The following is an 11,440-nucleotide window of genomic DNA, read 5'->3' as shown; positions in this document are numbered from 1 at the left end:
CGGGTGCACAGGGCGAAGGCCGCCGCCACCGCGATGGCGCCAGCGCGCCGGCCGCGGGCGGCGGCGCCCCGGCAGCTCCGGCCGGCCAGGCGCCGCGCCAGCCGCAGTAAGGACACCGAAGCATGAACCCCTCACGCCTCTTCATCGAGCGGCCGGTCGCCACCGCGCTGCTGATGCTCGCCATCCTGCTGTCGGGGCTGGTCGCCTTCAAGCTGCTGCCGCTGTCGGCGCTGCCCGAGGTGGACTACCCGACCATCCAGGTCACCACGCTCTACCCGGGCGCCAGCCCGGACGTGATGACCTCCTCGGTCACGGCGCCGCTGGAGCGCCAGTTCGGCCAGATGCCGGGCCTCAAGCAGATGTCGTCGTCGTCCTCGGGCGGCGCCTCGGTGATCACGCTGCAGTTCGAGCTGACGCTGTCGCTGGACGTGGCCGAGCAAGAGGTGCAGGCGGCCATCAACGCCGGCGGCAACCTGCTGCCGGCCGACCTGCCGATGCCGCCGGTCTACAGCAAGGTCAACCCGGCCGACGCGCCGATCATGACCCTGGCCATGACCTCGGACACCATGCCGCTGCCCAAGCTGCAGGACATGGTGGACACGCGCGTGGCGCAGAAACTCTCGCAGCTCCAGGGCGTGGGCCTGGTCAGCATCAGCGGCGGGCAGCGCCCGGCCGTGCGCATCCAGGCCAACCCCACCGCGCTGGCCGCGCTCGGCATGTCGATCGACGACCTGCGCACCGCCATCGGCAGCGCCAACGTCAACGKCGCCAAGGGCAGCTTCGACGGCCCCGCGCGCGCCTCCACCATCGACGCCAACGACCAGCTCAAGTCCGCCGACGAATACCGCCAGATCATCGTCGGCTACCAGAACGGCGCGCCGATCCGCATCACCGACGTGGCCAATATCGTCGACGGCCCGGAGAACAGCCGCCTGGCGGCCTGGGCCAACGACAAGCCGGCCATCGTGCTGAACATCCAGCGCCAGCCCGGCGCCAACGTGATCGAGGTGGTGGACCGCATCAAGGCGCTGCTGCCGCAGCTGCAGAATTCGCTGCCGGCCTCGGTCAAGGTGCAGCAGCTCACCGACCGCACCACCACCATCCGCGCCTCGGTGCGCGACGTGGAGTTCGAACTGCTGCTGGCGGTGGCGCTGGTGGTGATGGTGATCTTCGTGTTCCTGCGCAACGTGCCGGCCACCATCATCCCGGGCGTGGCGGTGCCGCTGTCGCTGGTGGGTACCTTCGGCGTGATGTACCTGGCGGGCTTCTCGATCAACAACCTCACGCTGATGGCGCTGACCATCGCCACGGGCTTCGTGGTCGACGATGCGATCGTGATGATCGAGAACATCATGCGCTACATCGAGGACGGCGACTCACCCATGGAGGCCGCGCTCAAAGGCTCCAAGCAGATCGGCTTCACCATCATCTCGCTGACCTTCTCGCTGGTGGCCGTGCTGATCCCGCTGCTGTTCATGGGCGACGTGGTGGGGCGGCTGTTCCGCGAGTTCGCCATCACGCTGGCGGTGTCGATCCTGATCTCGGCGGTGGTGTCGCTGACGCTCACGCCGATGATGTGCGCGCGCCTGCTGCGCCATGTGCCGGAAGAGAAGCTGTCGCGCTTTCACCGTTCCACCGGCCGCTTCTTCGACAACGTGATCGCGCGCTACGGCCGCGCGCTGGAGTGGGTGCTGGACCGCCAGACGGCCACGCTGCTGGTGGCGGTCGGCACGCTGGTGCTCACCGTGCTGCTCTACCTGGTGGTGCCCAAGGGCTTCTTCCCCRTGCAGGACACCGGCGTGATCCAGGGCATCACCGAAGCCTCTCAGACCACCTCCTTCCCCGCCATGCAGCTCAAGCAGCAGGCGGTGGCCAAGGTGGTGCTGGAAGACCCGGCGGTGGAAAGCCTGTCCTCGTTCGTCGGCGTGGACGGCACCAACACCACGCTCAACGCCGGACGCCTGCTGATCAACCTCAAGCCCAAGGACGAGCGCAGCGATTCCATCGAGGACGTCACGCGCCGCCTGCAGGCCGCGGTCGACAAGCTCGGCGGCGTCTCGCTCTATACCCAGCCGGTCCAGGACCTGACCATCGAGGACCGCGTCTCGCGCACCCAGTACCAGTTCACCGTGCAGGACCCGGACCCGGCCACGCTGGCCACCTGGGTGCCGCGCCTGGTCGAGCGGCTCAAGCAGGAGCCCGAGCTGCGCGACGTGGCGAGCGACCAGCAGAACAACGGCCTGCGCGCCTACGTGGATATCGACCGCGACGCCGCGGCGCGCTTCGGCATCACCACGGCGGTGATCGACAGCGCGCTCTACAGCGCCTTCGGCCAGCGCCTGGTGTCGACCATCTTTACCCAGGCCAGCCAGTACCGCGTGGTGCTGGAGGCCATGCCCGAGTTCCGCACCGACCCGCAATCGCTGGCCGAGCTGCGCCTGCCGTCGTCGTCCGGCGGCCAGGTGCCGCTGGGCGCCTTCGCGCGCATCAGCGAACGCACCGGCGCGCTGGTGGTCAACCACCAGGGGCAGTTCCCCGCGGCCACCATCTCGTTCAACCTCGCGCACGGCGAGTCGCTGGGCGCGGCGGTCGACAAGATCACCAAGGTCGAGAAGGAAATCGGCCTGCCGATCTCCATGCAGACCGACTTCCAGGGGGCGGCGCTGGCGTTCCGCGCGTCGCTGTCCAACACGCTCTGGCTGATCCTGGCGGCGGTCATCACGATGTACATCGTGCTGGGCGTGCTGTATGAAAGCACCATCCACCCGGTGACCATCCTCTCCACCCTGCCATCGGCCGGCGTGGGCGCGCTGCTGGCGCTGCTGGTGTCCGGGCAGGACCTGGGCATCATCGCCATCATCGGCATCATCCTGCTGATCGGTATCGTCAAGAAGAACGCCATCATGATGATCGACTTCGCGCTCGAGGCCGAGCGCGAAGGCGGCATGGCGCCGCGCGAGGCGATCTTCCAGGCCTGCCTGCTGCGCTTCCGCCCGATYCTGATGACCACCATGGCGGCCCTGCTGGSKGCGYTGCCGCTGATGCTCGGCAGCGGTATCGGCTCCGAGCTGCGCCGCCCGCTGGGCGTCACCATGGTGGGCGGCCTGCTGGTCAGCCAGGTGCTGACGCTGTTCACCACGCCGGTGATCTACCTGGCCTTCGACCGCCTGGCCTGCCGCCTCAAGGACTGGCGCCAGCGCCGCTTCGGCGACCCCGACACCGGCGCGCCCGCCGGGGAGCCGAGGCCGTGATGAATCTCTCGGCCACCTTCATCCACCGCCCGGTCGCCACCGCGCTGCTGACCATCGGCATCCTGCTCGCGGGGCTGGCGGCGCTGCGGCTGCTGCCGGTGTCGCCGCTGCCGCAGGTGGACTTCCCCACCATCTCGGTGTCGGCGTCGCTGCCCGGCGCGAGCCCCGAGACCATGGCCGCCACGGTGGCCACGCCGCTGGAGCGCGCGCTCGGCGCCATCGCCGGCGTGACGGAGATCACCTCCAGCAGCTCGCTGGGCTCGACCCGCATCACGCTGCAGTTCGAACTCTCGCGCGACATCGACGGCGCCGCGCGCGACGTGCAGGCCGCCATCAACGCCTCGCGCGCCACGCTGCCCACCAGCCTGCCGAGCAACCCCACCTACCGCAAGGTCAACCCGGCCGACGCGCCGATCATGATCATCGCGCTCACGTCGCCGACCATGACGCGCGGGCAGCTCTACGACGCGGCCTCCACGATCCTCTCGCAGAAGCTGTCGCAGATCGAGGGCGTGGGGCAGGTGACCATCGGCGGCTCGTCGCTGCCCGCGGTGCGCGTGGAGCTCAACCCGACCGCGCTCAACAAGTACGGCGTCTCGCTCGAGGACGTGCGCAACACCATCAGCGCGACCAACGCCAACCGCCCGCTGGGCTCGCTCGAGAACAGCACCACCAACTGGCAGGTCTACGCCAACGACCAGGCCATGAAGGCGGCGGACTACATGCCGCTGATCATCCGCTACGCCACGCCGGGCACSTWYTCSTCGGCMTCGGCMGGCGCGCTSATMGCCAGCACCGCCAACGCCACCGCCGGCGGTGGTGTCAGCACCAAGACCGTCAACGGCGTGACCACCACCACGCTGACCACCAGCAGCGGCACCACCACCATCTCGTCCGGCGCCACCGGCGGCAATACCAGCAGCGGCGGGCCCAACTCGTTCGCGGTGCCGGTCCGCCTGTCCGACGTGGCACGCGTGACCGACTCCGTGCAGGACATCCGCAACGCCGGCTCGGCCAACGGCCAGCCCTCGGTGCTGCTGGTGCTCAACCGCTCGCCCGGCGCCAACATCATCGAGACCGTCGACCGCGTCAACGAGATGCTGCCCTCGCTGCAGATGATGATCCCGTCGGCCATCAAGATGGAAGTGATGATGGACCGCACGCCCACCATCCGCGGCTCGCTGCGCGAGGTGGAGCGCACCCTGATGATCTCGGTGGCGCTGGTGATCATGGTGGTGTTCCTGTTCCTGCGCAATGTGCGCGCCACGCTGATCCCAAGCGTAGCCGTGCCGGTGTCGCTGATCGGCACGTTCTCGGTGATGTACCTGGCAGGCTTCTCTCTGAACAACCTGTCGCTGATGGCGCTCACCATTGCCACCGGCTTCGTGGTGGACGACGCCATCGTGGTGCTGGAGAACATCTCCCGCCACATCGAGGAAGGCATGAAGCCGCTCGAGGCCGCGCTGAGGGGCTCGCGCGAGGTGGGCTTCACGGTGCTGTCGATGAGCCTGTCGCTGATCGCCGTGTTCATCCCGCTGCTGATGATGGGCGGCATCGTCGGCCGCCTGTTCCAGGAATTCGCCGTCACCCTGTCGGTGGCGATCCTGGTGTCGCTGGTGGTCTCGCTGACCGCCACGCCGATGATGTGCGCGCGCCTGCTCAAGCCGGTGCGCCCGGAACGGCAGGGCCGCTTCTACCGCGCCAGCGAGCGCGTGTTCACCTGGATGCACGACCGCTACGCGCGCACGCTGGCGGTGGCGCTGCGCCATGGCGCGCTGGTGTGGCTGGTGCTGCTGGCCACCATCGGCCTCAATGTCTGGCTCTACACGATCGTGCCCAAAGGCTTCTTTCCGCAGCAGGATACCGGGCGCCTGATCGGCTTTATCCGCGCCGACCAGGCCACCTCGTTCCAGGCCATGCGCATCAAGCTCGACAACTTCATCAAGATCGTCCAGTCCGATCCCGCAGTGGTCAATGTCACCGGCTTCACCGGCGGTTCGCAGCGCAATACCGGCCAGATGTTCGTCACGCTCAAGCCGATTTCCGAGCGCGAATCGGCCGACGCCATCGTGGCCCGCCTGCGCGGCAAGCTGGCCAAGGAGCCCGGCGCCAGCCTGTTCCTGACCTCGGTGCAGGACATCCGCATCGGCGGGCGCCAGAGCAGCTCGGCCTACCAGTTCACGCTGCAGTCCGACGATCTCGACGTGCTGCGCGAGTGGGAGCCCAAGGTGCGCGCGGCGCTGTCCAACCTCAAGGGCCTGGAGGACGTCGACACCGACACCAACGACAAGGGCCTGCAGACCACGGTGACCATCGACCGCGACACCGCCTCCAAGCTCGGCGTCACGGCGCAGCAGATCGATGCCGTGCTCAACGACGCCTTCGGCCAGCGCCTGGTGTCCACCATCTACAACCCCCTCAACCAGTACCGCGTGGTGATGGAGTTGAGCCCGGAGTACCTGCAGGGACCGCATGCGCTCCAGGATGTCTACGTGGTCACCGGCGGCGGCAGGCGGGTCCCGCTGTCGGCCTTCGCGCGCGTGGCGCCCACCAGCACGCCGCTGGGCGTGAACCACCAGGGCCAGTTCGCCGCGTCCACCATCTCCTTCAACCTGGCCGAGGGCGTCTCGCTGTCGCAGGCGACCGACGCGGTCAAGGCTGAGATGGCGCGCATCGGCGTGCCGGAGACGCTGCAGGCCAATTTCCAGGGCAGCGCCAAGGCCTTCCAGGATTCGCTCAAGAGCCAGCCGCTGCTGATCCTGGCCGCGCTGATCACCATCTACATCGTGCTCGGCATGCTGTACGAGAGCTATGTGCACCCGCTCACCATCCTGTCCACGCTGCCGTCGGCCGGGGTGGGCGCGCTGCTGGCGCTGCTGGCTTCGGGCACCGATTTCAGCATCATCGCGCTGATCGGCGTGATCCTGCTGATCGGCATCGTCAAGAAGAACGCCATCATGATGATCGACTTCGCCATCGATGCCGAGCGGCGCGCGGGCCTGTCGCCGCGCGAGGCCATCTACCAGGCCTGCCTGCTGCGCTTCCGGCCCATCCTGATGACCACCATGGCCGCCCTGCTGGGCGCCATCCCGCTGGCCATCGGCCGCGGCGACGGCGCCGAGCTGCGCGCGCCGCTGGGCATCTCCATCGTCGGCGGCCTGCTGGTCAGCCAGTTGCTGACGCTCTACACGACGCCCGTGGTCTACCTGACGCTGGACCGCTGGCGCCTCAAGGTAAAAGCCTGGCGCCAGCGCCGCGCTTCCGTGCCCCCGGCCACGGCCAGCCTCGAACCCTGAATGCGATCCATGAACACCCTCTTCCGCATCCCTGTCCCCTCCTTCCCGGCCAGCGCGCTGACGCTGGCCTGCGCGCTGCTGCTGGCCGGCTGCGCGGTGGGGCCCGATTACAAGCGCCCCGATGCGCCCGACACGCCGGCCTTCAAGGAAGCGCGCGCCGACAGCACGCAGTGGGGCCAGTGGAAACCCGCCGAGCCGCAGGACGCGAGCGAGCGCAGCAACTGGTGGTCGGTCTTCAACGACCCGCAGCTCGATGCGCTGATGTCGCAGGTGCAGATCTCCAACCAGAACATCAAGGCGGCCGAGGCGCAATACCGGCAGGCGCAGGCCGCGCTGCAATCCGCCCGCGCCGGCTACTTCCCCACCGTGGGAGCTGCCGCGGGACTGGACCGCACGCGCGGCAGCAACGGCCAGATCGGCAACGGCCAGAGCGCGACGCTGTCGGCCAGCTGGGAGATCGACCTGTGGGGCCGCGTGCGCCGCCAGGTGGAGAGCAGTGATGCCAGCGCGCAGGCCAGCCAGGCCGATCTCGCCTCGACCCTGCTGTCGACCCAGTCCACGCTGGCGCAGAGCTACTTCCTGCTGCGCATCGCCGACCAGCAGAAGGCCGCGCTGGACCGCACCGTGGCCGACTACGCCCGCTCGCTGCAACTCGTGCGCAACCAGTATGCGGCCGGCACCGCGCAACGCTCCGATGTGCTGCAGTCCGAGAGCCAGCTCAAGAGCGCGCAGGCACTGCAGATCGACATCCAGATCACGCGCGCGCAGCTGGAGCACGCCATCGCCATCCTGACCGGCAAGCCGCCCGCGGACCTGTCCGTCACGCCGACGGACTACGCCGTCAATGTGCCGCGCGTTCCCACCGTGGTGCCGTCGGCGCTGCTCGAGCGCCGCCCGGACATCGCCGCGGCCGAGCGCCGCATGGCTGCGGCCAATGCGCAGATCGGCGTGGCGCAGGCGGCTTATTACCCCACGCTGACGCTGTCGGCCACCGGCGGCCTGTCCGCCAGTACGCTGGCACACTGGCTGTCGCTGCCGGACCGGATCTGGTCGATCGGCCCGGCGCTGGCCGGCACGCTGTTCGACGGCGGCCTGCGCAGCGCGGCCAAGGCGCAGGCGGTGGCCGCCTACGACCAGACCGTGGCCAATTACCGCCAGACCGTGCTCAGCGCCTTCCAGGAAGTGGAAGACAGCCTGGCCGCCGCGCGCCTGCTCGAGCAGGAGGCCGTGGTGCAGAACGATGCGCTGCGTACCGCGCGCGACGCGCTGGCGCTGGTCAACAACCGCTACCGCGCCGGCACCGCCAGCCTGCTCGACGTGCTGACCGCGCAGACCACGGCCTACACGGCGGAGCGTACCGCCCTGACCATCGCGGGCCGCCAGTACACCACCAGCGCGGTGCTGATCAAGGCGCTGGGCGGCGGCTGGCATATCGTGCCGGACAGCGCGCAAGTTCCGGCGCCCGCCTCGCAGCCCGCCTCGCAGCCCGCCTCGCCGCTCAACGCGCCCGACCTGCCCAGGCCGCCGGCACCGGGCAATATGCCGCCGCCGGCCGGCACGCAGGGCGCGCTGCCGGCGGCCGTGTCGGCGAAGCGGTAGGCACCCGCCGCCCTAGGCTGCGGGAAAGCACACCCGCGCCAGCAGTCCCTTGCCTGCCGCACCATCGAGCAGCACCAGCGATGCACCGTGCGCGGCGGCAATGTCGCGCACGATGGTGAGCCCGAGGCCCGATCCGCCCGGCGCGGCTTCGCCGGCCCGCGCCGGCTTGCCGCGGTAGAACGGCTCCAGCACCGCGGTGCGCTCCGCCGGCGCGATGCCGGGGCCGTCATCCTCCACCTCGAGCACCACCGCATCGCCGTCGCGATAGACGCGCGCGGTCACCACGCCGCCGGCCGGCGTGTAGCGCAGCGCGTTCTCGACGAGGTTGGTAGCCAGTTCGTGCAGCAGCTCGGTGCCGCTTACCGGCTGCGCGCACTCGCCCTCGAAACCCAGGTCGATGCGGCGCGCGCGCGCCGCCGGCATGAGTTCCAGGCAGACCTCGCACAGCAACGCCGCCAGGTCCAGCGGGCGCGGCGCTTCGGCGCCGCCGTGCGCGGCGCGCGCCATCGACAGCAGCCGGTCGGCCAGCGCGGCCATGCGCGCGGTGCTGTCGGCCAGGCCCTGGGCGATGCGGCGCTGCTCGGCGGGGTCGTGCTCGCGTGCGGCCAGCTGCGCCTGCGTGTGCAGCACCGCCAGCGGCGTGCGCAACTGGTGCGCGGCGTCGGCGACAAAGCGGCGCTGCGCAGCCAGCATCTGCTCCAGCCGTGCCATGTAGCCGTTCATCGCCTGCACCAGCGGCGCGGTCTCGCGCGGCGCGCTGTCCAGCGGGAGCGGCGTGGTGGCACCGGGCTGGCGCCGCGCCACTTCGGCGCGCAGCGCATCGAGCGGCGCCAGCGCGCGCCGCGTGAACAGCCAGATCACCAGCACCACGGCCAGCACCAGCATGGCCTGGCCCCACAGCACGTCGAACAGGATGTTGCGGGTGAGCGCCTGGCGCGAATCGAGAGTCTCGCCCACCTCGATCAGCGCCATGCCCCCGTGCGTGCCGCTGGCGTCCATCACCGGCTGGCGCAGCGCGGCGATGCGGATCGGCTGCCCGCGGTAGGTGCGGTCATAGAAGCTCACCAGCGCCGGATAGAGCTTGGTGCGCGGCTGGCTGGAATCGAACGGCGGCAGGTCGTCGTAGCCTGAGACGAATTCGCCGCGCACGCCGCTCACGCGATAGAACATGGTGGCGTTCATGCCCACCTCGAAGGTGTCCAGCGAGATATAGGGCGCATCCACGCGCACGCCCTCCGGCGTGAGCGTGATGCGCTCGGAGATATTGCGCGCCGACGCCAGCAGGGTGCGGTCGTAGGCCAGGTCGGCCGAGGCCAGGGCGTTCGAGTAAGCCACCACGCCGTACACGGCCTGCAGCAGCAGCATCGGCGGGATCAGCCACCAGAGCAGGCGCGCGCGCAGGCTGGCGGGACGCGCCCGGCGCCTGCCCGGCTCAGCCACCGCCGGGCTCCAGCACGTAGCCAAGCCCGCGCAAGGTGACGATGGCGGCGCCCGAACCCTCGAGCTTGCGCCGCAGCCGGTGCACGTAGACCTCGATCACGTCGGGCTGGGTCTCGTCGGCCAGCGTGAAGATGCTGGCGTAGATGCGGTCCTTGCTCACCGTCTTGCCCGGCGGRGTCATCAGGATCTCCAGCACCGCGTGCTCGCGCGGCGTCAGCGCCAGCGGCACGCCGCCCACCTGGAAATGCCGCGCCACGGTATCGAAGCCGAGCCCGCCGCACATCACCAGCGGCGCCTCGGTCTGCCGCGCGCGCCGCAGCAGCGCCTTGACGCGCGCCTCGAACTCGGCGAGGTCGAAAGGCTTGGCCATGTAGTCGTCGGCGCCCAGGTCCAGGCCCTTGACACGATCACCCACCTCGCCGCGCGCGGTCAGGATCATGACCGGCACGCGGCAGCCGCGCTTGCGCAGGCGTGCCAGCAGGTCCAGCCCGTCGCGGTCGGGCAGGGTGAGGTCCAGCAGGACCAGTGCGTAGTCGATGCCGCCCGCCCCGGCCGCGCCGGCGTGCGTGCTGAACAGCAGCGATTCGGCGCTGGCCGCGTCGGCGGCGCGCTCCACGGTGAAATGCATGGCGCGCAGCGCCTGCGTCACCCAGGTGGCCAGTTCGTCATGGTCCTCGACCAGTAGCACTCTCACGGAAATCCCTCCTCCTGCCTGATCTTGTTGTCATGCGGACCCGCTGGCCTTCGGGCTCGCGCGCCGCTAACATGCCTGAATTTTGCACCTTCTGCCAGCACCGTCCGGTTCTGGCGGGAGGATTCCGCCCGGCATCCGCCACACGGAGGGCGGCCGCACCCGAGGAGACCCGATGAAGCCCTTCCCGGCAGCCTTGCACCTGGCGCGCGCCGCGCTGGCGCTTGCCGCTTCCTGCGCGTTCGGGGCGAGCGCCGCCGCGCCGGAGTGCATCGTGCCCGCCAAGCCCGGCGGCGGCTTCGACCTGACCTGCAAGCTGGCGCAGCGCGCGCTGCTGGAGGCCGGCATGACCGGGCAGCCGATGCGCCTGGCCTACATGCCGGGCGGCATCGGCGCGGTAGCCTATAACAGCGTGGTGGCCCAGCGCCCCGCCGAGCCGGACACCATCGTCGCCTTTTCTAGCGGCTCGCTGCTGGCGCTGGCCGAAGGCAAGTTCGGCAAGTATGGCGCAGCGGACGTGCGCTGGGTCGGCGCGCTGGCCACCGACTACGGCGTGGTCGCGGTACGCGCCGATTCGCCCTACAAGACCTTGAAGGATCTGGTGGCGGCGCTCAGGTCGGATCCGGACCAGGTCCTGTTCGGCGCCGGCGGCACCATCGGCAACCAGGACTGGATGAAGGCCGCGCTGCTGGCGCGCCAGGCCGGGGTGGGCTACAAGCGCATGCGCTTCGTGGGCTTCGAGGGCGGCGGCGAGGCCTTTACGGCGCTGCGGGYCGGCCAGGTGCAGGCCGTCTCCGGCGATGCATCCGAAGCAACAATGCAGCTGGCCATGTGCGACATCCGCATCCTCGCGGTACTGGCGGAGCGGCGCCTGCCCGGCACGCTGGCCGCCGTGCCCACCGCGCGCGAGCAAGGCTACGACATCGACTGGCCGGTCGTGCGCGGCTTCTACATGGGGCCGAAGGTGGCGCAGGCCGACTACGCACGCTGGGCGGCGCGCTTCGAGCGCCTGCAGGCCAGCCCGGCCTTTGCCCGCCTGCGCGCCGAGCAAGGCCTCTATCCCGCCGACATGGATGCCGCCGCGCTCGATGCCTACGTCAAGCGCACCGTGCAGCGCTACGGCACGCTGGCCAAGGAGTTCGGCCTGGTGCGCTAGCGGCGCG

At 70.1% G+C, this 11,440-nt stretch carries 6 protein-coding genes; 4 read left to right on the top strand and 2 right to left on the bottom strand.

Features of this window, described 5'->3' with window-relative positions; all coding sequences use genetic code 11:
* The first annotated feature begins 122 nt into the window (after positions 1-122).
* From AC1DO7_RS07055 to AC1DO7_RS07045, 3 genes are read left to right on the top strand one after another with little or no spacing between them, the layout of a single operon-like run.
* Entirely contained in the window at positions 123-3,251 is a 3,129-nt protein-coding gene (locus AC1DO7_RS07055) for an MdtB/MuxB family multidrug efflux RND transporter permease subunit (RefSeq protein ID WP_477115930.1), read from the top strand.
* A complete protein-coding gene (locus AC1DO7_RS07050; RefSeq protein ID WP_477115932.1) occupies positions 3,251-6,547 on the top strand; it encodes an efflux RND transporter permease subunit in 3,297 nt (1,098 codons plus the stop codon). Before AC1DO7_RS07055 ends, AC1DO7_RS07050 begins: the two co-directional genes overlap by 1 nt.
* Complete coding sequence (locus AC1DO7_RS07045; RefSeq protein WP_441621531.1) at positions 6,548-8,146, top strand: efflux transporter outer membrane subunit; 1,599 nt, start codon at positions 6,548-6,550, stop codon at positions 8,144-8,146.
* 12 nt (positions 8,147-8,158) lie between these two features.
* Here AC1DO7_RS07045 and AC1DO7_RS07040 read toward each other — a convergent pair whose 3' ends face one another.
* Both AC1DO7_RS07040 and AC1DO7_RS07035 read right to left on the bottom strand, forming a co-directional pair.
* Positions 8,159-9,586 (bottom strand): sensor histidine kinase, encoded by a 1,428-nt coding sequence (locus tag AC1DO7_RS07040; RefSeq protein ID WP_441621530.1) that lies wholly within the window; start codon positions 9,584-9,586, stop codon positions 8,159-8,161.
* Positions 9,579-10,280: a response regulator gene (locus AC1DO7_RS07035; protein ID WP_441621528.1), complete on the bottom strand. Its 702-nt coding sequence runs from the start codon at positions 10,278-10,280 to the stop codon at positions 9,579-9,581. Before AC1DO7_RS07035 ends, AC1DO7_RS07040 begins: the two co-directional genes overlap by 8 nt.
* 172 nt (positions 10,281-10,452) lie before the next feature.
* On the opposite strand from AC1DO7_RS07035, the gene AC1DO7_RS07030 reads away from it, so the two are divergent.
* Entirely contained in the window at positions 10,453-11,433 is a 981-nt protein-coding gene (locus AC1DO7_RS07030; protein WP_477115929.1) for a Bug family tripartite tricarboxylate transporter substrate binding protein, read from the top strand.
* Positions 11,434-11,440 lie beyond the last annotated feature (7 nt).

This window comes from Cupriavidus sp. 05N40 (assembly GCF_056397305.1).
The sequence above is the reverse complement of the archived record's forward strand: the minus strand, read 5'-3'. Positions and strand labels throughout refer to the sequence as shown.